Genomic DNA, 22,307 nt, shown 5'->3' on the forward strand with positions numbered 1-22,307 from the left:
CCCCCCGGACGGACTCGCCGTCTCAGCGACCCTGACAGCCGGCAGGGCGGACGACAAGCGCGCGACCGCAGGGCGCGATCCGGTAGACCGGCAGCCCGTCTGGCGGGCGCCTACTGATACGCGGGCGGATACCCGCTCGCGGCGGGCTTCAGGTAGCGGTCGCGCAGTTCGAAGGCGCGGGTGCTCCTGGGCTGTTCGACGCCGTCGATGAACACCGTGACCGGCCAGGTCGAGGTTTCCAGCGGATCGCCGGTCCACAGCACCACGTCGGCCTCCTGGCCGGCGGCCAGGGTCCCCACGCCGGTCATGCCCCACATCTTCGCCACGTTGGCGGTCAGGGTGGCCACCGCCTGGTCGCGCGGCAGGCCGTTGGCCACGGCGAGACCGGCGTTGAAGCGTTGCTGGCGCATGTTGTTGAGGTCACGGCTGCCCATGATCGCGACGGTCACGCCGGCGGCCTGCAGCCGGGCGGCGTTGTCCAGCCGCGCGCCGAGGCTCTCGAAGCTGTCCGGCAGGTCGGCCTGGCTGTCGACGATCACGCCGACGCCGGCCGCCGCGATCTGCGGCGCGACCAGCCAGGCCTCCTCGGCCCCCTCGAGGATGACCTTGATCTTCTCCTCGCGGGCAAGGCGCAGCACCTGCAGGATGTCGCTGGCGCGGTGCACGCGGACGAGCAGGGGCGTGCGTCCCTCGACCACCGGGATCAGGGCTTCCAGGTCGATGCGCGACAGGCCGAACTCGCGGCTCTCGCCGCGGTCATAGGCCGAGCGGTTGCGGGCGAAGGCGCGGGCGTCCTCGAAGGCGCCCTTGACCAGCACCAGCGCCGCGCCGCGCGAGCCGCCGGCGTTGCGGGCGCCGGTCTCGCCGAGGTCGAGCGTCACGGCCACGCGGGCGCGGACCACCGGATCCTGGTCGCCGGCCGCGAGGCTGACGATGGCCGCCTGGCCGGCGAACATGGCCGGATCGCCCTCGTCGCCGCCGCCGCCGCCGGCGAAGTCCTCGGCGCCGCTGTCGTCCTTGTGGCCGTCGCCGCCGCCGCGCGAGAGCACGGGCGTGGCCACCACGCGGGTCAGGCCGGTCTGGCGGGCCAGCGGGATCATCGTGCTGTTGGGATTGACGCCGTAGCTGATGTCGAAACCGGCCGAGAGCTTGCCCGAGCGGTCATCGCGCGTGGACGTGACCTGCTCGACCTCGGTGACGGTCAGGCTGGAGGAGGGCGCGATCAGGCCGGGCGTGACAGTGCCGCCATGGGCGTCGATGACCCGGGCGCCGGCCGGGGTCGCGATTCCGGCGCCGACGGCGACGATCTTGCCGTCCCTGAGCACCAGCGCGCCGTTCGGGATGATCCCGGCGGGACCGGCGGTCTCGATCCGGGCGTTGACGATGGCCACGGTCTCGGCGGCGGCCGGGGTGGCGAGCACCACGGCGGCGAAGGCGAAAAGGGCGCGTTTCATGGGTGGAAGGCCCCTTCGCCGGGCTGGCCGAGTTCGAAATCGGATTTGGGCTGATAGCGCGGGTCGTGCCGGTCGTAGATCAGCGCCCCGTCGATGAACACCTTGTCGGCCTGGGCGTAGATGCTGAACGGGTCAGCGCTCCACAGCACCACGTCGGCCCGCTTGCCCGGGACCAGCGAGCCGGTCTGGCCGTCGATGCCCATGGCCTTCGCCGGGTTGGCGGTGATCCAGGTGATGGCCTCGGCGTCGGTGATGTTCAGGCCGATGCGGTTGCCCGCCGCCATGGCGATGGCCGCTTCCTGGTTCAGCCGCTGGGTGATGGTCGCGTCGTCGGAGTGGATCACGACGCAGGCTCCCGAGCGGAACGCGATCGCGGCGTTGGCCTCGATGCCGTCGTAGGACTCCATCTTGAAGCCCGCCCAGTCGGCCCAGGTGGCGATGCAGACGCCTTCCTTGGCCAGCAGCGGCCCGATCTTGTAGGCCTCCGAGGCGTGGTGGAACATGCTGATCTTGTAGCCGAACTCTTTGGCCACATCGAGCATCACGGCCATCTCGTCGGCGCGGTAGCAGTGGTTCTGGACGAGGATCTCGCCGCGCAGCACGCCGACCAGGGTGTCGAGGCCGAGGTCGCGTTTGGGCGGATCGGCCTTCTCGCCCTTGGCGATCTTGGCGCGGTAATCGTCCCAGCGGCGGCCGTAGTCGGCCGCGTCGATCCAGGCGCGGCGGTAACCGGCCACGTTGCCCATGGCCGTGGAGGGCGAGCGGCCCTTGTTGCCGTAGACCCGCTTGGGGTTCTCGCCGCAGGCCATCTTCAGGCCGTAGGGCGCGCCCGGCATCTTCATGCCCTGCATGGTCACCGAGGGCACGTTGCGCAGGGTGATCGAGCGGCCGCCGAACAGGTTGGCCGAGCCCGGGAGGATCTGCAGGGTCGTCACGCCGCCGGCGCGGGCGCGGTTGAAACCGGGGTCCTGCGGCCAGACGCTGTGCTCGGCCCAGACATTGGCCGTGACCGGGTCAGTGGCCTCGTTGCCGTCCGAGCGCGAGGCGACGCCGGGGGAGGGGTAGACGCCCAGGTGGCTGTGGGCGTCGATGATGCCCGGCGTGACCCACTTGCCGCGGCCGTCGATGACCGTGACGCCGTCGGGAATAGCCGTGTCGGCGCCGCCGACGGCGAGGATTTTGCCGCCCTGCAGCACGATGACCCCGTTGTCGATCTGCTGGCCGGTGGCGGTCAGGATGGTCGCGCCGCGGATCGCCGTCGCCCCGGCCGGGAACGGCGCATAGGTCGAGGGGAAGGGGTCCGGCCGCGCCGCCGGATCCAGGCCCGCGGGCACCGGTTTGGCCGGGGTGGAACTGGCGGCCGGTTTGGCCGGCGTCGCCGTCGTCCCGGTCGTGGCGCAGGCGGCCAGCAGCGCCGCCGTCGCGGTGGCGGCGAGCGCCGCCCCGAATCTGAATGTCATGACCCCGTCCCAAACGCGAAGGTCGGGAGATCAGACCAAATGGGCGCGCGGATCAAGGGTGGTTGAACCGGTCTCGACAGTCTGGCGTTGAAGGCACAGATTTGCGGCGAGGGACGCCGACGGAGAAGATCATGACGCGCTTCATCAAGATCGGCCTGGCGGCGGCCCTGCTGTTGGGTCTGGCCGCCGCCTGCGAATCCGCCGGCGACAGCGGACCGACCCCAACCCCGCCGGGCCGTACGCCGGTCGCCGAGGGCGGCATGTGCGGCGGCTTCGCCGGCTTCCAGTGCCAGACGGGCCTCTACTGCGCGATGACGCCGGAAATGCAGCACGTGGCTGACGGCTCGGGAACCTGCCGCAAGCGGCCGCAGATGTGCACGCGCGAGTACCGGCCGGTCTGCGGCGCCGACCGCAAGACCTACGGCAACGCCTGCACGGCCGCCGCCGCGGGCGTCAGTGTCGCCAGCGCAGGCGAATGTCCCGCCGGCTGACCGCGGCGCCGCAAAACCGTTGAAGGCGGACGCCCGGCGAGGCAGTCTTCAACCATGAAACGTGTTGTGCATCCTCTCGTTCTGGCGGCCGGGCTGGCGGCGGCGTCCCTGCCGGGCGCGGCGCTGGCCTCCGGCGTGAAGTCGCCCTGGCAGTTGCATCTGCTCGAGGCCTGCCAGTCCGAGCGCTTCGTCGAGACGACCAAGGCCCAGGCCGCGGCGAAGGATATCGAGGCCATGGCGGCGCTCGGCTACCTCTATTCGGAGGCCTGCGGCGTGCCGTGGGACGCGGAGGAGGCGGTGCGGCTGTGGCGGGCGGCGGCCGAGGCCGGCCAGGCCGACGCCATGGCCTCGCTTGGCTACGTCTACGGCGAGGGCATCGGCGTCGAGGAGGACGCGGCCGAAGCGATCCGCTGGACCCGCGCGGCGGCGGAGAAGGGCAATGTCCGCGGCATCTTCAATCTGGCCGTCAGCTACGACGTCGGCCTGGGCGTCGCCGAGGACAAGGTCGAGGCCGTCCGCTGGTACAAGGCCGCCGTCGCCCAGGGCGACACCGACGCCATGCACAATCTGGCGATCCTCTACATGCGCGGCGAGGGCGTGGAGAAGGACGAGAAGGAAGCCCTGCGCCTGTGGACCCGCGGCGCCGACCTGGGCGACTCCGCCAGCATGGCCCAGCTGGGCACCATGGCCTACTGGGGCAAGGGCGGGGACAAGGACCTGGCCGCCGCCTTGCGCTGGTGGCGCGCGGCCGCCGACAAGGGCGAGTCCTCGGCGATGTTCTTCATCGGCCTGCTCTACGAGACCGGGGAGGGCGTCGCGACCAACGACGCCGAGGCGATGAAGTGGATCCGCAAGGCCGCTGACAAGGACGAGCCCGGCGCCATGGTCAACATGGGCATCCGCTTCATCTCCGGCAAAGGCGTCTCCCGCGACCCGCGCCAGGCCCGCCGCTGGTGGCTGGCCGCGGCCGACAAGGGCGACGGAGACGCCATGTACTACCTGGGCATGCTCTATTCGGACGGCGACGAGGGCATACCCGAAGACCAGGGCGAGGCGGTCAAATGGCTGCGCCAGTCGGCCCAGTCCGGCAACGCCGAAGCCGCCCGCGTCCTGCGCCAGAGCGGCATCGGCGTGGTCGCCCCGGCGGAGGTGATGTAGGGCGCAGGCAAAAGGGCCGGAGCATGCGCGCCGGCCCTTCGCGTTCGTGGCTATGGCCGCCGATCAGGGCAGACGGGCGCTCAGCGAGAGGCCGATGACCCGCGGCTCGTTGACGAAGCCGGTGTTGTTGTTGAAGTCGATGCCGCCCTTGAGGTTGTCCTCGTCGGTGATGTTGCGGGCGAACAGCGCCACTTCCCAGGAGCCGTCGTCGCGGGCGTAGCCCAGCTTCAGACCGCCCTCGAAGTTGCCGTCGGTCTGGAATTCCTTCGTCTCGTAGAGGAACAGGTTGGTCTTGCCCTGGACGTTCCAGTCGGTGAAGGCGAACAGCGAGCCGCCGTTGTTCAGCGGGTAGGCGAAGCGGGCGGTGAAGTCGAAGATCGACTCCGGCGCGTTGGGGAACGGGTTGCCGTCGACGAACACCTTGCCGGCGCCGGCCGAGGGATCGGTCGGGGTGCAGGCGCCGGAACCGCAGGTGGCGACCTTGAGGGCAGAGTCGTTGATCTCTGTGTTGTTGTAGCTGTAGCCGGCGGTCAGAACGAGGTTCTCGTTGACCACCCACTCACCGTCGATCTCGAAGCCCCAGGCGTTGCCCTCGTCGGCGTTGAGCAGGATGGTGTTGTTGCCGGCGCCGCCGATGGCGCTGAACTGCGGGTCGCTGATCGTATAGGTGAACAGCGCGCCGTTGAGGCGGACGCGACGGTCGAACAGCTCGCTCTTCACGCCCGCTTCCCACGACAGGATGGTCTCGGACTGGGCGACCGACGGCGCGCCGAAGAAGGCCACGTCGCGGCCCTGGATCGAGGGGCCGCGGAAGCCGCGGGCGGCGCGGGCGTAGAGGCTGACGTCCGGCGCGACGTCATAGAACAGGCTGACGTCCCAGCTGACCTGCTCGTCCGAGACGCTGACCTTGGCGAACGGGATCGGCGCGACGACGTTGGTCAGGTCCTTGTCGTCGCTGGTCCAGCGCAGGCCGCCGGTCAGGCGCAGGGCGTCGGTGAGCTGGTAGGTCGCCTGGCCGAACACCGCCCAGGAGGTGTTCTCGTGACGCAGGGTGGTCGGGGCGACGAAGCCCGGATCGGTGAACACCACCAGCTTCGACTTGAAGTAGTAGGCGCCGACCTGCCAGGTCAGCGGGCCGCCGGCGTCGCTCGCGAGGCGCAGTTCCTCGCTGTACTGGTCCAGGTCGCGGATGCCGTCGGTGGTGTCGGACGGGAAGGGGATGAAGCCCGGACCCGTGACCATGTTGCCGCCGTCGATGTCGCCGCGGCTGGAACCGTTGGTCGTCTCGTAGGCCGAGATCGAGGTCAGGGTCATGTCGCCGAGGTCATAGTCGATCTTCAGCGAGGAGCCCCAGCCGTCGTAGGCCTGCGGATTGTTACCGCCGCCGTCGTAGTAGACGGTGTCGCGCTTGTAGTTGGCGTTCAGGCTGTTGCTGCCGGTCGTGACGATGTTGGCGCGGAACACGGCCGAGGTGCCGTCCAGCGAGCGGGCGTGGACGTTGAACAGGGCCGACAGCTGTTCGGTGGGGGTGAACAGCAGCTGGAGCCGGGCGGCGGCTTCGTCAAAGCCGCCGAGGACGTCGCTCTTGCCGGTGAAGCCGTTGCTGATCCAGTCGTCGCGGTGCTGCACCAGCAGCGAGGCGCGTGCCGACAGCTTGCCGGGGATCAGCGCCCCGCCGATGCCGCCGTCGAAGGTCAGGGTGTTGTAGCTGGCGATCGTGCCGGTGGCGCGGGCGCTGAAGGTCTCGGACGGCTTGACGCTGTCGAACTTGACGATGCCGGCGGTGGTGTTGCGGCCGAACAGCGTGCCCTGCGGCCCGCGCAGGATCTCGACGCGGTCGAGGTCGAACAGCGGCGAGCTCTTCAGCACGACGTTTTCCAGCACCACGTCGTCCTGGATCACCGAGACCGGCTGCGAGGCGGCGACGTCGAAATCGGTGTTGCCGAGGCCGCGGATGTAGAAGCGCGGCGCGATCCGGCCGTTGGAGGATTCGGTGTAGAGGGCCGGGACCTTGGAGCCGAGGGCCAGGATGTCGTCGCCGGCGGCGAAGATCGCCTGTAGCTGTTCGCCTTCGAAGGTGGCCACCGAGACCGGCACGTCCTGCAGGTTTTCACTGCGCTTCTGGGCGGTCACGATGACCTCGCCTACCGTGGTTTCCTGGGCCGAGGCCGGTGCGGCCGCGGCCAGCGCCGCCGTCAGCGCGGCGACTCCGCAGGACAGGGCGAGCGCATACCGCGCCGCCGATCGGGTCTTGCTCATGAACTATCCTCGTCTTGTCCGCCGCCTGCGCGGCCGCCCGAGCTGAGGCCCCCCAGCCCTTCGAAGCGTGGCCCCAAGCGCTAGGCAGGACAAAACGGGGCATCTATCGCGCGGACACCCGAGCCTGTGGATAAGTTGCCGATTGCGACAATTCTGTTGCCGTGATGCGACATTACGGGCGCCCCGGTCTTCCGGCCGCGGTGAGGCAATCAAGCAAAAGGGCCGGAGATCGCTCTCCGGCCCTTCGTATTTCGGGGACCTGCACCGAAGGCGCCTGTCCGCCATTCAAGCGGTCACGGGTTTGGGGGACACGTACCTGCGGTACATGTCCCCCAACGCCGCTAGCACTTGTAGTACATGTCGAATTCGACGGGGTGCGGGTGCAGTTGCAGGCGCATCACCTCTTCCATCTTCAGCTCGATGTAGCTGTCGATGAAGTCGTCATCCATGACGCCGCCCTTCTTGAGGAAGGCGCGATCCTTGTCGAGGTTCTCGAGAGCCTCGCGGAGCGAGCCGCAGACTTCCGGGATCTTCTTCTGTTCGCGCGGCGGCAGGTCGTAGAGGTTCTTGTCGGCGGGCGCGCCCGGATCGATCTTGTTCTCGATGCCGTCGAGGCCGGCCATCAGCAGGGCCGTGAAGGTCAGGTACGGGTTGCCCATGGGATCGGGGAACCGGCATTCCAGACGCTTGGCCTTGGGGCTGTCGACGTGCGGGATGCGGATCGAGGCGGAGCGGTTGCGGCTGGAGTAGGCCAGCTTCACCGGCGCTTCGTAGCCCGGGACCAGGCGCTTGTAGCTGTTGGTCGTCGAGTTCGAGAAGGCGTTGATCGCCTTGGCGTGCTTGATGATGCCGCCGATGTACCACAGGCACATCTGCGACAGGCCGGCGTACTCGTCGCCGGCGAACAGCGGCTTGCCGTCGCCCCAGATCGACTGGTGCACGTGCATGCCCGAGCCGTTGTCGGCGAACATCGGCTTGGCCATGAAGGTCGCCGTCTTGCCGTAGGCGTGGGCCACGTTGTGGATCACGTACTTGTAGAGCTGCAGGCGGTCGGCCATCACGACCATGGTGTCGAACTTCAGGCCCAGCTCATGCTGCGCGGGCGCCACCTCGTGGTGGTGCTTTTCCGGCTTCATGCCGAGCTCGCCCATCACGGCCAGCATTTCGCCGCGCAGGTCCTGGGCGCTGTCGACCGGGTTCAGCGGGAAGTAGCCGCCCTTGGGGCCCGGGCGGTGGCCCATGTTGCCCTCGGCGTAGCTGCGGCCCGTGTTCACCGGCAGTTCGGTGGAGTCGTAGCTGTAGCCGGTGTTGTGCGGGTCGGTGGACCACTTCACGTCGTCGAAGATGAAGAACTCGGCTTCCGGGCCGAAGTAGACCGTGTCGCCGATGCCCGAGGCCTTCACGTAGGCGAGGGCGGTCTTGGCCATCGAGCGCGGGTCGCGGTTGTAGGGGGTGCCCGTGTCCGGGTTCACCACGTCGCAGAACAGGCACAGGGTGGTCTGCTGGTAGAAGGGGTCGATGTAGGCCGTCGACAGGTCGGGACGCAGCTTCATGTCCGACTCGTTGATCGCCTTCCAGCCGGCGATCGACGAGCCGTCGAACATGGTGCCGTCTTCAAGGAAGTCCTCATCGACCAAGTCGATGTCGAACGTCACGTGCTGCATCTTGCCGCGAATGTCGGTGAAGCGGACGTCGACGTACTTGACGTCCTTGTCCTTGATCATCGCCAGAATGTCTTTGGCCTTGGCCATGTGCCCTATCCCCTGAGCTGGATGGTTCGAAACGTTATTGTTTGAGGTGATCAGACCGCCGCCGCGCCGCTCTCACCCGTGCGGATGCGAACGACGTCCGTGACTTCGGACACGAAAATCTTGCCATCGCCGATGCGGCCGGTGCGGGCCGCGGTCTGGATGGCCTCGAGGGCGCCGGCCAGCTGGTCATCGGAGACCACGACCTCGACCTTGATCTTGGGCAGGAAGTCCACGACGTACTCGGCGCCGCGGTACAGCTCCGTGTGGCCCTTCTGGCGCCCGTAGCCCTTGGCCTCGAGCACGGTCATGCCCTGCACGCCAAGCTCCTGGAGCGCTTCTTTGACTTCATCGAGCTTGAACGGCTTGATGATCGCTTCAATCTTCTTCATGCGGGCCTCTGTGGCGCATTTGTCGCGACGGAGCACGGGGCCTTGCGACGGTTCAAGAGCCGTCGCTCCGCACGTGCGTTGCAGCGCAGCGTAAAGGATGGGGCGCCCATCAAACAGGCGCCCGGCGCCCAAGACAAGAGCAATGCGCCAAAGGCCTTGGATGACCTCGGGGCAGGGCGTTACCGAGACCGAAATGCACGCTGAAGGGAGCCGAACCATGCGCGACGACACACCTGTGATCATCGGAGTGGGTCAATTCACGTACCGGGGTCAGGCCGACACCTCGCCGTCCCCGCTCGACCTGCTCAAGATCGCGGCGGATCGCGCCGTCGCCGACGCGGGACTGCCCGAAGGAACCCTTTCGCAGCTCGACGGCGTGGCCGTGGTCGGCTTCACCATCGACGCGCCGGGCGGTTTCCAGCAGCTGCCGTTCCCGCGCCTGAAGAACCCGCCGGCCAGTTTCGCCAGGTCCGTCGGCGCCGACCCCGCCTTCGAAATCTACACCCACATGGGCGGCAACAGCCCCCAGCAGCTGGTCAACACCCTGTGCGAGCGCATCGCGCGCGGCGAGAACGAGCTGACCATAGCGCTGGGCGCCGAGTTCCTCGGCTCGCTGATGAAGCGGCTCAAGGGCGGCAAGGGCTTCGCCGGCTGGGAAGATCCCTATGCGATCGAGGATGAGCCGAAGCGCATGGGCGACCCGCGCCCCGGCACCACGCCGCAGGAGAACGCCCACGGCCTGAACCGGCCGATCAACGTCTATCCGATGTTCGAGAACGCCCTGCGGGCCCGCGACGGCCGCTCGATCGAGGATCACCAGAAGCGCCTGGGCAAGCTGTTCGCGCCGTTCAGCAAGGTCGCCTCGGCCAACCCGCACGCCTGGTTCCCGACCGAACGCAGCGAATCGGAGCTGATCACGGTCACCGACCAGAACCGGATGATCAGCTTCCCCTATCCCAAGTACCTCAACGCCATCATGGAGGTGGACCAGTCCGCCGGGGTGATCATCGCCAGCGTCCGCAAGGCGCGCGAGCTGGGCGTCCCCGAGAGCAAGTGGGTCTATCTGCACGGCTGCGCTGACGCGTCCGATCTCTGGTATCCGTCGGACCGGCAGGACTTCCACTCCAGCCCGGCCATGCGCCTGACCGGCAAGCGCGCCTTCGAGATGGCCGGCATCGGCCCGGACGACCTTACCTACATCGATCTCTATTCCTGCTTCCCGATCGCGGTCGAGGTTGGCGCCGAAGAGCTGGGCCTGTCGCTCGACGACCCGCGCGGCCTGACCGTCACCGGCGGGCTGCCCTACATGGGCGGGCCGGGCAACAACTACGCCATGCACTCGATCGCCACGATGATCGGCAAGCTGCGCGACCATCCGGGCAGCTGGGGCCTGTGCACCGCCAACGGCTGGTACCTGACCAAGCAGTCGACCGGCATCTATTCGACGACGCCCGTCGAGGGCGTGTGGGAGCGGGAAGACCCGGCGGTCATCCAGCGCCAGATCGACGCCCTGCCGCATCCGGCGCTGGTCGAGCATCCGGAAGGCCCGGCGACCATCGAGGCCTACACCGTGGTGCACACCCGCGACGGCTACCACATGGGCATCGTGTTCGGCCGCGACAGCCACGACCGCCGCTTCATCGCCGTGACCCCGGACGACGAGGCGACCCTGAAGGATCTCGAGGCCCTCGAGGGCGTCGGCCGCTCTGGCACGGTCGGCCGGCATCCGGACGGCAAGCGGAACCTGTTCGTTCCGGACTAGGTGCGGACCGCTCCCTTCGCCGTCATGGCCCGGCTTGTCCGGGCCACCCATGCGCGGCGAGGCGAGACGACCGGCCACAAACGCGGCATCTTGCGGTGTTCTTGGGTGGCCCGGACAAGCCGGGCCATGACGGAGTTTGGTTCACATGCGCACCTACATGATCCGCCACGGCAAGCCCTCGGCCACCTGGGGCGACCAGGACGACGATCCGGGGCTTGACGAGACCGGCCAGGCGCAGGCGCGGGCGGCCGCCGAGGCGCTTCTGGCGCTGCCGGCGGGCGAGCGGCCGACGAAGGTGATCAGCTCGCCGCTGCGGCGCTGCCGCGAGACGGCCATGCCGTTCGCCGAGGCGCTGGGCGTTGAACTGGTCATCGACCCGATGGTCGGCGAGATCCCGACGCCGAAGGCCGTCAGTCACGAGGATCGCGGCGCCTGGCTGCGGGCCGCGTTCGGCGGCCGCTGGCAGGAGATCGAGGGCGATCTCGACTATGATGTCTGGCGTCGCGGCGTCGCCGCGGCGGTGGCCGGCTATCCCGGCGCGGCCGTGTTCAGCCACTATGTGGCGATCAACGCGGCCGTCTCCACGGCCACGGGCGACGACCTGGTCATGGGCTTCCGGCCCGACCATTGTTCCATCCAGGTGTTCGAGGCCGTCGATGACGGCTTGATCCTGATCGCCAAGGGGCGCGAAGCTTCCACCCAGGTTCTCTGAGAGGGCAGGCTTTGGGTTCGGCGCCGGAAATTCTGACGGTCGAGGCGATGACGGCGGCGGACCGGGCCGCGATCACCGACGGGACGTCCGGCGTGAAACTGATGGAACGGGCGGGCAGGGCGGTGGCCGAGGCCATCCGCCGGCGCTACCGCCCCTGCCGCACCGTGGTGCTGTGCGGCCCCGGCAACAACGGCGGCGACGGCTATATGGTCGCGCGCATCCTCAAGCGGCGCGGCTGGCCGGTGTGGGTTGAGGCCCTGTCGCCGCCGACGACCGCTGACGCGAAGGCCGTGGCCGCCCGCTGGCGCGGCGACACCCTGCCGCTGTCGGCGACCGAGCGGCCGGCGGACCTGATCATCGACGCCCTGTTCGGCGCGGGCCTCAGCCGCCCTCTGGAGGGCGCCGCGCTCAGCCAGGCCCGGGCCTCGCACCAGTCGAAGGTCCCTGTCGTGGCCATCGACATTCCGAGCGGCGTCGACGGCGACACCGGCCGGGTGCTGGGCGACGCCGCCTTCCGCGCCGACCTGACCGTCACCTTCCACCGCCGCAAGATCGGCCATGCGCTGGAGCCCGGCCGGTCGGCCTGCGGCGAGCTGGTGGTGGCCGACATCGGCCTCGGCCCCACGACCTCGACCGTGATCGAGAACCGGCCGTCGCTGTGGCTGGACCGGTTCCCCTGGCCGACCGCCGCCTCGCACAAGCACGCCCGCGGGGCGCTGGCGGTGGTCAGCGGCGATACGTTCCATACCGGCGCGGCGCGGCTGGCGGCGCGCGGCGGGCTGCGCATCGGCGCGGGGCTGGTGACCGTGCTGGCCTCGCCCGCCGCGGCGCAGGTCAACGCCGCCCATCTGGAAGCTGTGATGCTGGGCGTGTTCGACACCGAGCAGGCGCTGACCGAAGCCGCCGGCCGGGCCGACGCGGTGATTATCGGCCCGGCCGCCGGCATCACCCCCGCCACCCGGGCCAACCTGTTCGCCCTGGCGCGCACCGGCGCGGCGCTGGTGGTCGACGCCGACGCGCTGACGGTGTTCCGCGACAAGCCGTCGGACCTGTTCAGCGCGCTGGACCGCGACGACGTGCTGACGCCGCATGTCGGGGAGTTTGAGCGGCTGTTCCCCGGCCTGCTGGCGTCCAGCCCGCACAGGATCGCGGCGGCGCGGGAGGCGGCGAAGCGGGCCGGGGCGATCGTGTTGCTCAAGGGACCGGACACGGTCATCGCCGCGCCCGACGAGCGGGCGGCCGTCTGCCTCGACGACGCGCCCTGGCTGGCCACGGCCGGATCGGGCGACGTGCTGGCCGGCTTCATCGGCGGGCTGATCGCCCAGGGCATGGACAGCTTCGAGGCCGCCTGCGCCGGGGCCTGGATCCACGCCGCCTGCGCCCGCCGCTTCGGTCCGGGCCTGATCGCCGAGGACCTGCCGGGGCTGGCGCCCGCCGTGCTGAGCGAGCTCTACGCCAGCCGATAAACCCGCTTCGCCGTGCCCGAGAACAAGGCGGCCTTCTCCGCGTCGGAGGCGCCGGCGGCGATGCGCTTGAACGCGTTCCACAGGGTGGCGTAGTCGCTGCCCCAGCGGTCGACGGGGAAGTTGCTCTCGAACATGCAGCGCTCGGCGCCGAAGGCCTCGATGCAGGGTTCGATGTACGGCCGCCAGAGGTCGGCCAGGGTCTGCGACGACGACCGGCTAACGCCGTCCAGGCCCGCGAAGCCCGGGAAGGGCATGCCCAGCCCGCCCAGCTTGACGCTGACCTTCGGCGACCGGGCCAGGTCGCGGATGTTGGCCAGCCAGACGTCGTAGCGCTCGTCCCGCTTGCCGGCGTGGGCGCCGATGCCGAGCGGCGTGCCGACGTGGTCGAGGATGATGTCGGCGTCCGGGAAGGCGCGGGCCAGATCGATGACCTCCGGCAACTGCGGCTCGAGCACCCAGGCGTCGTAGGTCAGGCCCATGCCCGTCAGTCGGCTAAAGCCTGTCCGGAAGGCGCTGTCGGCCATCAGCCCGGCGGGGGTGTGGGCCATCGGCCCCAGCACGGCCGGATCGGCGTCACGGGCGGTGATGTGCCGGATGCCCTTGAAGCGTCCGCCGCCGGCCCGGAGTTCAGCCTCCAGCACCGGCGCGACGCCGTCGCCGAGCAGCAGGTCCGCGTGGCCGACAATGCCGTCGCAGGCGCGGAACGGACCGTACAGCCCGCTGGCGCTCATCGCCGCGACGCCGTTGACGAACTCGACCTCGCCGACCGGCGCCAGCGCCGGCGCCGCGTCGGCGCGATAGAAGGCCCCGCACTGGACGTAGACCGTGGCCGTGACGTTGTGGCCGCTGCCGGCGTCGGCGCGCAGCTCGTCGAGCAGATAGCGCGGCGTCAGCCGGATCACGTCCTCGAACGGATGGCCGCCCGGGCGGGGCGGCGGCAGGGACGGGCGGTCCCACAGGTGATGGTGCGGATCGACGATCGGCAGGTCCGGCTCGAGAATGGCTTCCGGCGCGGTGTCTGACTGGCTCATCCCGGTTCCTCGACCCGTTTTTCGTTGCCGGCATCGTCGCCAGCGGCGGCAGGGACGACAAGCGCAAATCCTGGCCCGCGCGGGACAATCTCGACTGGATCAAAGCGGGCCGGGCCCGCGCGGCGCAGAGTGGCGGCGCACGAGACCGCGCGCCGGGGCGTCGGAGCGTTGCGCGGACGGTCCCATGACGCAGCAGGTCGACGCCATTTTGGAGAAGATCCAGGCGCTGGAGCTGGAGCTGGAGGTCGAGTTCGCCAAGGCGCGGGCCGGGCTGAGCTATGGCCTCGAGCACGGCAAGGCCCGCTTCGAGGAAGAGGTGAAGCGCCGCCACGAGGCGCTGCGCAAGGGGCTGGGCAAGTATCTCGCCGGGGCCAGTCCGCTGGTCGTGTTGACCGCGCCGGTGATCTATTCGCTGATCATTCCATTCGTGGTGATGGACCTGTGGGTCTCGCTCTACCAGGCCATCTGCTTTCGCGTTTACGGCATCCCGCAGGTCAAGCGCAGCCAGTACATCGTCTTCGACCGGTCGGGGCTGGCCTATCTGAATCTGATCGAGAAGCTCAACTGCGGCTACTGCTCCTACGCCAACGGCGTGGCCGCCTACGTCCGCGAGGTCGCGGCGCGGACCGAGCAGTACTGGTGCCCGATCAAGCACGCCCGCCGTGTGCTCGGCGCCCACGCCCGCTACGTTCATTTCGCCGAATATGGCGACGGCGAGCACTATGCCGACGCGCTGAAACAGGCGCGCGAGCGGCTGCGGGCGCTGGAGGACGACGCGCCGGACCGCGGCGGCGCCTGACGCCCGCGTTGACAGCGCCTCGGTCCGGCGCGTCATGATGGCGGTCATGACAAGGGCGAGGCGATCCGTTCCGCGGGCAGAGCTGTTGGGCCTGGTGTGCGCTCTGGCCTGGGCCCCCGGCGCGGCGCAGGCCTGTTCGATCGCCCTCCTGCCGCCCGGCTACAAGCCGCCGACGCCGGAACAGCTCGTCGCGCAGCAGCTGGCCTATGACCGCGAGGCCCAGCACGACCTCTGGCTCAAGGCCGACCATGTCTTCACCGTCCGGATCGTCGATCCCGACGATGTCCGGGAGCCGCCGCGCCGCCGGGGTCCGATCCCGCCGCCCCGCGCCGTGCGCTTCCATTTGCTCGGCGAAGGCAAGACCCTCATCATGCTGGAGGCTGTCGCGACCTTGAAGGGCGCCCTCCCGACCCGCCGCTTCGACCTGCGCGACGCCGAAGGCTGGACCAGCTGCGGGCCGCCGCGGCAGTTCGATGTCTTTACGCCCGGCCGGGATGACGCGCTGTTCGTGGTCTTCATGTCCGGAGCCTATCCGACGCAGGACGGGATTCTGGAGGCGATGGCCGTCGAGCGCGTCGCCGACCCGGACCTGCGCGCCGCCCTGGAGGCGTCGGGCGCGGGCCGATAACTTGCGTCCCTGACCGCGCTCGCCTAAGCCGCTGCGGAGAACCTGCGGATGTGGCGGAACTGGTAGACGCACTGGATTTAGGTTCCAGCGCCGCGAGGCGTGGAGGTTCGAGTCCTCTCATCCGCACCATTCTGCTTCGCCCTCCGGGCTTCGCAGAACAAGCCCTTCGCCAGCATTCGAAGCAGGATGCCCTCCGAAGCCTTGGCGAAGGAGGGCTATGTCCGCGTCACGCCGTGACTCGCCCTTTCGCAGAACAAGCCCTTCGCCTGCATTCGAAGCAGGATGCCCTCCGAAGCCTCGGCGAAGGAGGGCCGGCTCAGCTACCGCGCCCCTCGGGCCCCGGTTGGCGGCGGTCAGGCGGAGTTCCAAACGGGGGCTTGGCCGGAAATGGCCCGCGTGACATAAGGGCCCCCGCTTTGCGCCGCCCCTGATCCGGGCGGCGATCCCATTTCCATACCTGGCGGATGACTCGGCCCCGGCTGCTCGTCCGAGACTCTTGAGAATGTCGATGCAAATCGTTGAAAAGTCTGTCGAAGGCCTGAGCCGGATTTACGGCGTCACCGTTCCCGCCGGCGAGCTTGCCGCGCGTCTGGACGCCCGGATCACCGAGCTGGCCCCGCAGATGAACCTGAAGGGCTTCCGCAAGGGCAAGGTGCCCGCGTCCCACGTGCGTCGCGTGCACGGCAAGGCCCTGATGCAGGAAGTCATCCAGGAAACGCTCAGCGAGACGACCCAGAAGATCCTCGACGACAACCAGCTGCGTCCGGCCTCGCAGCCCGACCTGAAGCCCGAATCCGACATGAACGCCGTGCTCAACGGCGGCGCCGACCTGGCCTATGAACTGGCGGTCGAGCTGATGCCGGACTTCGAGCCGCTCGACACCTCGACACTGAAGCTGAAGCGCCCGGTCTACACCCCGACCGAGAAGGAAGTGGACGAGGCCTTGGCCGAGCTGGCCAAGCAGGCCGGCACGTTCGCGCCGCGCACCGGCAAGTCGGTGAAGGCCAAGGACGGCGATCAGGTCCTGATCGACTTCCTCGGCAGCGTCGACGGCGTGCCGTTCGACGGCGGCAAGGGCGAGGGCTTCGAGCTGACCCTCGGCTCGGGCCAGTTCATCCCGGGCTTCGAAGCCCAGCTGGTCGGCGCCAAGCCCGGCGACGACGTCGTCGTCAAGGTGACCTTCCCCGAGCCGTACCAGTCGGCCGAGCTGGCCGGCAAGGCCGCCGAATTCGCCGTGAAGGTCCATGAAGTCCGCGCTCCGGTCGAGGCCGAGGCCGACGACGCCCTGGCCCAGCGCCTGGGCCTGTCGGACCTGGCCACGCTGCGCGAGACGGTCACCAAGAACCTCGAGCAGGGCTACGCCAACCAGTCGCGCTTCAAGCTGAAGCGCGCGCTGCTCGACGAGCTGGACAAGGGCCACGACTTCCCGCTGCCGCCGCGCATGGTCGACGCCGAGTTCGCCGGCATCTGGCAACAGGTCGAGGGCGACAAGGCCGCCGGCAACCTGCCGCCGGAAGACGCCGGCAAGAGCGAAGACGAGCTGCGCACCGAGTACCGCAAGATCGCCGAGCGTCGCGTCCGTCTGGGCCTGGTGCTCGCCGAGATCGGCCGCGTCAACAACGTCCAGGTCACCGACCAGGAGCTGACCCAGGCCATGCAGCGCGAAGCGATGCAGTACGGCCAGCAGGCCCAGCAGGTGTTCGACTTCTTCCGCAGCAACCCGCAGGCCCAGGCCCAGCTGCGCGCGCCGCTCTACGAGGACAAGGTGGTCGAGCTGATCTTCAGCAAGGCGACCATCACCGACAAGAAGGTCTCCAAGAAGGAGATCGAGGCTGACGACGATCTCCCGGACGGCTACTAGGGCTAGACGACGTCGCGATAGCGCGGCCTGATTGCGTTTTGGGGGGCGAGTAATGTCCAAGTGGATCGCGGCGGCGGTAGCCGGCCTGGTGCTGACCGTTCAACCGGCGCTGGCCGCGCCGCGCGCGACCACCTCGCCGGAGGGCAACCCCGTCGGTCCCGGCGCCGCCGCGCCGGCGACCATGCCCGCCGCGCCCCGGACGCCGCCGCCGCCTCCGCCGCCGACCCAGGTCGAGGGGCTGGTGATCACCGCCCGCCCGACCGCCCCGCCGGTCGACACCGTCTCGGACTTCGTGGCCCAGGTCTCCGCGCCGACCGCCAACGGCCGTCTGGCCCGCTGGGACCGCAAGATCTGCCCGGGCGTGGTCGGCCTGAAGGCCCCTTACGGCCAGCGGCTGATTGATCGCATCGCCGCCGTGTCCGCCGCCGTCGGTCTCGAGACCGGCGCGCCGGGCTGCCGGCCCAACATGGTCATCATCGCCACCGACGACTCCCAGACGCTGGCCCGGTCGATCGTCGACGCCAACCCGCAGGCCTTCGCCCGCTGGGAGCGCGGCATGAGCCGCGGCGACAGGGCGCTGAAGGCGTTCGCCGAGACGCCCAGCCCGGTCCGCTGGTGGCACGTGACGCGCACGAAGACCGCGGACGGTGAAACCTACACCCAGGGCACCAGCGTCCGCGTCCGGTCGATGGGGCGCCTGCGGGCCACCACCCGCGACGACTTCGACCATGTGATCATCCTGGTCGATGTGAACCGTATCGGCGTGATCCGGTTCGACGCCCTTGCCGACTACATCACCATGGTCGCGCTCGCCCAGATCGAGCCGGACGTCGAGGTGGACGGGGTGCAGTCGATCATCGGCCTGTTCGCGGCCCGCGACCACGGCGCCGAGCCGCCGCAGGGTCTGACCGAATGGGACGCGGCCTATCTGCTCGGGCTCTACGGCACCAACCGCGACGTCGTGCGCGGCAGCGCCCAGGAGCGGGATATCGCCCGCACCATGCTCAAGCAGCTGGGCGCCGCGACGCCGGCCCCGCCGCCGCAGGACTGAAGACCCGCGCCGACAATGGTTCGGCTACTTGCATCCCCTTAACCTCCGCCCGATATCCCGGGGGCGGGGATGGCGCGGCATGATTCGCGACAGACCGTTCCATTTGGAGAAGGGCACTATGAGCAACTACTTCCAGTCGGCGATGTCGGACCCGGTCCAGACCGCCATGAATCTCGTGCCCATGGTGGTCGAGCAGACCAGCCGCGGTGAGCGGGCGTTCGATATTTTCTCCCGCTTGCTGAAGGAGCGGATCATCTTTCTGACCGGTCCGGTCGAGGACGGCATGAGCGCCCTGATCTGCTCGCAGCTGCTGTTCCTGGAGTCCGAGAACCCCAAGAAAGAGATCAGCATGTACATCAACTCGCCGGGCGGCGTGGTGACCAGCGGTCTCGCGATCTACGACACCATGCAGTACATCAAGAGCCCTGTGTCGACCGTCTGCATGGGCATGGCCGCCTCGATGGGCAGCCTGCTGCTGTGCGCCGGCGCCGCCGGCCAGCGCGTCGCCCTGCCCAACGCCCGCATCATGGTGCACCAGCCGTCGGGCGGTTTCCGCGGCCAGGCGTCGGACATCATGCGCCACGCCGAGGACATCCTCGCCACCAAGAAGCGGCTGAACGAGATCTATGTGAAGCACACCGGCCGCACCTACGACGAGGTCGAAACGACCCTCGACCGCGACCACTTCATGGGCGCCGAAGACGCCAAGGCCTGGGGCATCGTCGACCACGTCTACGAAACCCGTGAAAGCGCCGAGGCCGCCGCGGCGACCTAAGAACCTGCCGCCATCAGACGGAAAAGGCCCGGCTCGCGCCGGGCCTTTTTTGTTTTGACGACTACCCGATGGTCCGCTGCCTTCAGGGACGGCCCTTGAACACCCGGTAGCCCTTCTCGTCGGCGATGCGCAGCATTTCGCGGTCGCCAGAGGTGTCGCCGTAGGCGGCGGCGAGGCGCACGTCCTCGCCGTAGACTTCCTTGAGCCGGCGGACCTTTTCCGGGCCCCGGCAGTTGGGGCCGGCCAGCATGCCGAGGACGCGATCGTCCTTGTCGAAGGCGAAGGCGCTGGCGATCAGCTTGTCGCAGCCCAGGCCCCGGGCGAACGGCGCGATGATGATGTCGGGCGAGGCGCTGACGATGATCGTCTTGGCCCCGCTGGCCCGCCAGCGCCGCCAGGTCATCAGGGCGTCGGGGCGGAACAGGCGCGGCGCGGCCACCTCGGCGAAGGTGCGGGCGTCGGCTTCAAGCCGCTCGCGGCTGACGCCCTTGAGGAACTCGCGGATGGCGGCGGACTTCATGCGCCCGCGATTGCTGTGGATCAGATAGGCGATCGCCGACGGCAGCAGGCGGAAACAGCCCCAGGCCCAGCGCAGCGAGCCCGCGCGCCATTTGAGGAAGGCGGTGAAGCTGTCCTCGACCGTCAGCGTGCCGTCGAAATCGAAGGCGACCAGCGCCGGCTCGTCGAGCGGGTCGGCCATGACCGGCCTTGAGGCCGATAGCCCCTGCGCCAGCAGTGATCTGCGTCCCATGCTTTACCAGTCCCGCCCCGCTTGAGCGCCGTTTCGATCACGATTCCGGGAGTCATGACACCGATGTGACGCGGCCGTGACCGTCGCCAACCGGTGCGAGCCCCCGTCTCGCTTGTGCCACAGCGGGTCAATTCCCATCTGTTTGTTCGAGAGCGACGCAATCACCGTGCCGTGTCCTGGGCGTGTTTCATCCCCGTTGTGACGTCTGGACGCTTGTCCCGGAAGGCCGGATCGGGGATTGTCAAGGATTGGAAAACCCCCGGCGCGTATCCTGCATGTTCGATTGCGGGATTGGCCGTACAGGGGTGGGCGAGTTCGGACGTGGTCCGCGGCCGCCGGAGCGTGAGAAGAGCAATGACAAAGGCCGCCAGCGGCGACTCGAAAAGCACCCTGTATTGTTCTTTCTGCGGAAAGAGCCAGCATGAGGTGCGCAAGCTGATCGCCGGACCGACCGTGTTCATCTGTGATGAATGCGTCGAGCTCTGCATGGATATCATTCGCGAAGAGCACAAGATCGCCTTCGTGAAGTCCAAGGACGGCGTTCCGACCCCGAAGGAAATCCGGGAAGTGCTCGACGATTACGTCATCGGGCAGAGCCACGCCAAGAAAGTACTCTCCGTCGCGGTGCACAACCACTACAAGCGGTTGAACCACGCGCAGAAGAACAACGACGTCGAACTGTCAAAATCCAACATCATGCTCGTGGGCCCGACGGGCTCGGGCAAGACGCTGCTGGCCCAGACCCTGGCCCGAATCATCGACGTTCCGTTCACGATGGCCGACGCCACGACCCTGACCGAAGCCGGTTATGTCGGCGAAGACGTCGAAAATATCGTCCTCAAGCTGCTCCAGGCCGCCGACTACAATGTCGAACGGGCCCAGCGCGGCATCGTCTACATCGACGAAATCGACAAGATCAGCCGCAAGTCGGACAACCCCTCGATCACCCGCGACGTGTCGGGCGAGGGCGTCCAGCAGGCGCTTCTGAAGATCATGGAAGGCACCGTCGCCTCCGTGCCGCCGCAGGGCGGGCGCAAGCATCCGCAGCAGGAGTTCCTGCAGGTCGACACGACCAACATCCTGTTCATCGTCGGCGGCGCCTTCGCCGGCCTGGAGAAGATCATCTCCGGCCGCGGCCAGGGCACCTCGATCGGCTTCGGCGCCAAGGTCGCCGATCCGGACGAGCGCCGCACGGGCGAGATCCTGCGCCAGGTTGAGCCGGAAGACATGCTGCGCTTCGGCCTGATCCCGGAATTCATCGGCCGTCTGCCGGTCATCGCGACCCTGGAGGACCTCGACGAGGAAGCCCTGGTCAAGATCCTGACCGAACCGAAGAACGCCCTGATCAAGCAGTACGCCCGTCTGTTCGAGATGGAGAACGTCGGCCTGAAGTTCACCGACGACGCGCTCAACGCGGTCGCCCGCAAGGCCATCCTGCGCCGCACCGGCGCGCGCGGCCTGCGCTCGATCATGGAAGGCATCCTGCTCGAGACCATGTTCGAACTGCCCAGCTACGAGGGCGTCGAGGAAGTGGTGGTCAACGCCGAGGTTGTCGAAGGCCGCGCCCAGCCGCTGGTCATCTACGCCGAGAAGAAGGCGGGCGGCGCGAGCGCCTGACACCTTCCGCCGGAGGGGACTGGAAAGGGCGCGGAGCAATCCGCGCCCTTTTCTTTTGCGCCGAAACCTTGGAAGCGCGGTCGGCGTAAGGTTCTATTCGGCGCGCCTTCCTCCGGGACCCGTCATGCTGCAAACCTTCGCCCAGGACCTCTGGATCGTCGACGGGCCGATCGCGGACGTGGCCGGGTTTCGCTATCCGACGCGCATGGTGATCATCCGGCTGGAAGACGGCGGGCTGTTCGTCTGGTCGCCGACGGCGCTCGATGACGTCCTCAAGGCGGCGGTCGATGCGCTCGGCCCGGTCCGCCACCTCGTCGCGCCCAATTCACTGCATCACATCCATCTCGACGCCTGGCGCTGCGCCTACCCGAACGCCCGCTTCACCGCGCCGCCCGGCCTGCGCCGGAAGCGTCCGGACCTGTGGTTCGACGACGATCTGGCCGACGGGTCGGTCCATGACTGGTCGGCGGAGATCGATCATGTGCTGGTGCACGGCAACCTGATCACCACCGAGGCGGTGTTCTTCCATCGCGCCAGCCGGACGGCGATCTTCACCGACCTGATCCAGCACTTCCGGCCTGACTGGTTCAGCGGCTGGCGGGCGATCATCGCCCGGCTGGACCTGATGACCGCGCCGCTGCCGGAGGTCCCGCGCAAGTTCCGCAACGCCTTCGTCAATCGCCGCGCTGCGCGCGAGTCGCTGCGTCGCATCCTCGCCTGGCCGGCCGAGCGGGTGCTGATGGCCCATGCGCTGCCTGTGGTCCAGGACGGGCAGGCCTTCATACGCCGTGCGTTTCGCTGGCTGGGAGAGGGCGCCTGAAATCAGGGGGCTCGCGGCCGCCTGCATCGAAAAACCACAGGCGCCCCCGATGGTCCTGCACGCGCCCGGGGC

General features: G+C 68.8%; 19 protein-coding genes and 1 tRNA gene. 13 read left to right on the forward strand and 7 right to left on the reverse strand.

Going from position 1 to position 22,307, the window contains the following annotated elements; translation table 11 throughout:
* Positions 1–110: 110 nt before the first annotated feature.
* Positions 111–1,454, reverse strand: a complete 1,344-nt coding sequence (locus AC1RN0_RS08820; protein ID WP_492787072.1) for an amidohydrolase family protein — start codon at positions 1,452–1,454, stop codon at positions 111–113.
* Positions 1,451–2,914 carry an amidohydrolase gene (locus tag AC1RN0_RS08825; RefSeq protein ID WP_492787073.1) on the reverse strand — a complete coding sequence of 488 codons (1,464 nt, stop codon included), beginning with the start codon at positions 2,912–2,914 and terminating at the stop codon, positions 1,451–1,453. The genes AC1RN0_RS08820 and AC1RN0_RS08825 overlap by 4 nt, the downstream gene beginning before the upstream one ends.
* A gap of 131 nt (positions 2,915–3,045) precedes the next feature.
* Between AC1RN0_RS08825 and AC1RN0_RS08830 the strand changes: the two genes are divergently transcribed.
* Both AC1RN0_RS08830 and AC1RN0_RS08835 read left to right on the forward strand, forming a co-directional pair.
* Positions 3,046–3,405 (forward strand): Kazal-type serine protease inhibitor domain-containing protein, encoded by a 360-nt coding sequence (locus tag AC1RN0_RS08830; protein WP_492787074.1) that lies wholly within the window; start codon positions 3,046–3,048, stop codon positions 3,403–3,405.
* A gap of 66 nt (positions 3,406–3,471) precedes the next feature.
* On the forward strand, positions 3,472–4,563 hold the full coding sequence (locus tag AC1RN0_RS08835) for a tetratricopeptide repeat protein (RefSeq protein WP_492787075.1): 1,092 nt from the start codon (positions 3,472–3,474) through the stop codon (positions 4,561–4,563).
* A 63-nt stretch (positions 4,564–4,626) separates the two neighbouring features.
* On the opposite strand, the gene AC1RN0_RS08840 is transcribed toward AC1RN0_RS08835, so the two are convergent.
* The 3 genes from AC1RN0_RS08840 to AC1RN0_RS08850 form a co-directional block, all read right to left on the reverse strand.
* Positions 4,627–6,822, reverse strand: a complete 2,196-nt coding sequence (locus AC1RN0_RS08840) for a TonB-dependent receptor (RefSeq protein WP_492787076.1) — start codon at positions 6,820–6,822, stop codon at positions 4,627–4,629.
* A gap of 341 nt (positions 6,823–7,163) precedes the next feature.
* Positions 7,164–8,573, reverse strand: coding sequence for a type I glutamate--ammonia ligase (gene glnA / locus AC1RN0_RS08845; protein WP_492787077.1), 1,410 nt, complete (start codon positions 8,571–8,573; stop codon positions 7,164–7,166).
* Between the two features lie 50 nt (positions 8,574–8,623).
* Positions 8,624–8,962, reverse strand: a complete 339-nt coding sequence (locus AC1RN0_RS08850) for a P-II family nitrogen regulator (protein WP_488902318.1) — start codon at positions 8,960–8,962, stop codon at positions 8,624–8,626.
* Positions 8,963–9,179: 217 nt separating this feature from the next.
* On the opposite strand from AC1RN0_RS08850, the gene AC1RN0_RS08855 reads away from it, so the two are divergent.
* The 3 genes from AC1RN0_RS08855 (at position 9,180) to AC1RN0_RS08865 (ending at position 12,902) form a co-directional block, all read left to right on the forward strand.
* Positions 9,180–10,724: an acetyl-CoA acetyltransferase gene (locus AC1RN0_RS08855; protein ID WP_492787078.1), complete on the forward strand. Its 1,545-nt coding sequence runs from the start codon at positions 9,180–9,182 to the stop codon at positions 10,722–10,724.
* A 145-nt stretch (positions 10,725–10,869) separates the two neighbouring features.
* Positions 10,870–11,436, forward strand: coding sequence for a histidine phosphatase family protein (locus tag AC1RN0_RS08860; RefSeq protein WP_492787079.1), 567 nt, complete (start codon positions 10,870–10,872; stop codon positions 11,434–11,436).
* A 47-nt stretch (positions 11,437–11,483) separates the two neighbouring features.
* Positions 11,484–12,902: an NAD(P)H-hydrate dehydratase gene (locus AC1RN0_RS08865; RefSeq protein WP_492787503.1), complete on the forward strand. Its 1,419-nt coding sequence runs from the start codon at positions 11,484–11,486 to the stop codon at positions 12,900–12,902.
* Here the strand turns inward: AC1RN0_RS08865 and AC1RN0_RS08870 are convergent.
* Positions 12,887–13,933: an amidohydrolase family protein gene (locus tag AC1RN0_RS08870; RefSeq protein ID WP_492787080.1), complete on the reverse strand. Its 1,047-nt coding sequence runs from the start codon at positions 13,931–13,933 to the stop codon at positions 12,887–12,889. The two genes, AC1RN0_RS08865 and AC1RN0_RS08870, sit on opposite strands and share 16 nt — an antisense overlap.
* A gap of 184 nt (positions 13,934–14,117) precedes the next feature.
* Here AC1RN0_RS08870 and AC1RN0_RS08875 point away from each other — a divergent pair, with 184 nt between their 5' ends.
* From AC1RN0_RS08875 to AC1RN0_RS08900, 6 genes are all read left to right on the forward strand, one after another.
* Entirely contained in the window at positions 14,118–14,732 is a 615-nt protein-coding gene (locus AC1RN0_RS08875) for a hypothetical protein (RefSeq protein WP_492787081.1), read from the forward strand.
* A gap of 85 nt (positions 14,733–14,817) precedes the next feature.
* On the forward strand, positions 14,818–15,360 hold the full coding sequence (locus AC1RN0_RS08880; RefSeq protein ID WP_492787082.1) for a hypothetical protein: 543 nt from the start codon (positions 14,818–14,820) through the stop codon (positions 15,358–15,360).
* Positions 15,361–15,404: 44 nt separating this feature from the next.
* Positions 15,405–15,489: transfer RNA gene (locus AC1RN0_RS08885), tRNA-Leu, on the forward strand.
* Between the two features lie 379 nt (positions 15,490–15,868).
* Entirely contained in the window at positions 15,869–17,221 is a 1,353-nt protein-coding gene (gene tig / locus AC1RN0_RS08890; protein ID WP_492787083.1) for a trigger factor, read from the forward strand.
* Positions 17,222–17,273: 52 nt separating this feature from the next.
* Entirely contained in the window at positions 17,274–18,272 is a 999-nt protein-coding gene (locus AC1RN0_RS08895) for a hypothetical protein (RefSeq protein ID WP_492787084.1), read from the forward strand.
* A gap of 142 nt (positions 18,273–18,414) precedes the next feature.
* Positions 18,415–19,047 (forward strand): ATP-dependent Clp protease proteolytic subunit, encoded by a 633-nt coding sequence (locus AC1RN0_RS08900; RefSeq protein ID WP_492787504.1) that lies wholly within the window; start codon positions 18,415–18,417, stop codon positions 19,045–19,047.
* Between the two features lie 82 nt (positions 19,048–19,129).
* Here the strand turns inward: AC1RN0_RS08900 and AC1RN0_RS08905 are convergent, their stop codons facing one another.
* Positions 19,130–19,798, reverse strand: coding sequence for an HAD-IB family hydrolase (locus tag AC1RN0_RS08905; RefSeq protein ID WP_492787085.1), 669 nt, complete (start codon positions 19,796–19,798; stop codon positions 19,130–19,132).
* A 354-nt stretch (positions 19,799–20,152) separates the two neighbouring features.
* Here AC1RN0_RS08905 and clpX point away from each other — a divergent pair, with 354 nt between their 5' ends.
* Both clpX and AC1RN0_RS08915 read left to right on the forward strand, forming a co-directional pair.
* Positions 20,153–21,415 carry an ATP-dependent Clp protease ATP-binding subunit ClpX gene (clpX, locus tag AC1RN0_RS08910; protein ID WP_488902329.1) on the forward strand — a complete coding sequence of 421 codons (1,263 nt, stop codon included), beginning with the start codon at positions 20,153–20,155 and terminating at the stop codon, positions 21,413–21,415.
* Positions 21,416–21,539: 124 nt separating this feature from the next.
* On the forward strand, positions 21,540–22,235 hold the full coding sequence (locus AC1RN0_RS08915; protein WP_492787086.1) for a DUF4336 domain-containing protein: 696 nt from the start codon (positions 21,540–21,542) through the stop codon (positions 22,233–22,235).
* The last annotated feature ends 72 nt before the right edge of the window (positions 22,236–22,307 follow it).

Source organism: Caulobacter sp. GW821-FHT12F03 (genome assembly GCF_058806855.1).

Excerpts from the sequence above, each read along its gene's own strand:
- AC1RN0_RS08820 (WP_492787072.1), bottom strand. The coding sequence starts at position 1,454 with ATGAAACGCGCCCTTTTCGCCTTCGCCGCCGTGGTGCTCGCCACCCCG.
- AC1RN0_RS08825 (WP_492787073.1), bottom strand. The coding sequence starts at position 2,914 with ATGACATTCAGATTCGGGGCGGCGCTCGCCGCCACCGCGACGGCGGCG.
- AC1RN0_RS08830 (WP_492787074.1), top strand. The coding sequence starts at position 3,046 with ATGACGCGCTTCATCAAGATCGGCCTGGCGGCGGCCCTGCTGTTGGGT.
- AC1RN0_RS08840 (WP_492787076.1), bottom strand. The coding sequence starts at position 6,822 with ATGAGCAAGACCCGATCGGCGGCGCGGTATGCGCTCGCCCTGTCCTGC.
- glnA (WP_492787077.1), bottom strand. The coding sequence starts at position 8,573 with ATGGCCAAGGCCAAAGACATTCTGGCGATGATCAAGGACAAGGACGTC.
- AC1RN0_RS08850 (WP_488902318.1), bottom strand. The coding sequence starts at position 8,962 with ATGAAGAAGATTGAAGCGATCATCAAGCCGTTCAAGCTCGATGAAGTC.
- AC1RN0_RS08855 (WP_492787078.1), top strand. The coding sequence starts at position 9,180 with ATGCGCGACGACACACCTGTGATCATCGGAGTGGGTCAATTCACGTAC.
- AC1RN0_RS08860 (WP_492787079.1), top strand. The coding sequence starts at position 10,870 with ATGCGCACCTACATGATCCGCCACGGCAAGCCCTCGGCCACCTGGGGC.
- AC1RN0_RS08865 (WP_492787503.1), top strand. The coding sequence starts at position 11,484 with ATGACGGCGGCGGACCGGGCCGCGATCACCGACGGGACGTCCGGCGTG.
- AC1RN0_RS08870 (WP_492787080.1), bottom strand. The coding sequence starts at position 13,933 with ATGAGCCAGTCAGACACCGCGCCGGAAGCCATTCTCGAGCCGGACCTG.
- AC1RN0_RS08875 (WP_492787081.1), top strand. The coding sequence starts at position 14,118 with ATGACGCAGCAGGTCGACGCCATTTTGGAGAAGATCCAGGCGCTGGAG.
- tig (WP_492787083.1), top strand. The coding sequence starts at position 15,869 with ATGCAAATCGTTGAAAAGTCTGTCGAAGGCCTGAGCCGGATTTACGGC.
- AC1RN0_RS08895 (WP_492787084.1), top strand. The coding sequence starts at position 17,274 with ATGTCCAAGTGGATCGCGGCGGCGGTAGCCGGCCTGGTGCTGACCGTT.
- AC1RN0_RS08900 (WP_492787504.1), top strand. The coding sequence starts at position 18,415 with ATGTCGGACCCGGTCCAGACCGCCATGAATCTCGTGCCCATGGTGGTC.
- AC1RN0_RS08905 (WP_492787085.1), bottom strand. The coding sequence starts at position 19,798 with ATGGGACGCAGATCACTGCTGGCGCAGGGGCTATCGGCCTCAAGGCCG.
- clpX (WP_488902329.1), top strand. The coding sequence starts at position 20,153 with ATGACAAAGGCCGCCAGCGGCGACTCGAAAAGCACCCTGTATTGTTCT.
- AC1RN0_RS08915 (WP_492787086.1), top strand. The coding sequence starts at position 21,540 with ATGCTGCAAACCTTCGCCCAGGACCTCTGGATCGTCGACGGGCCGATC.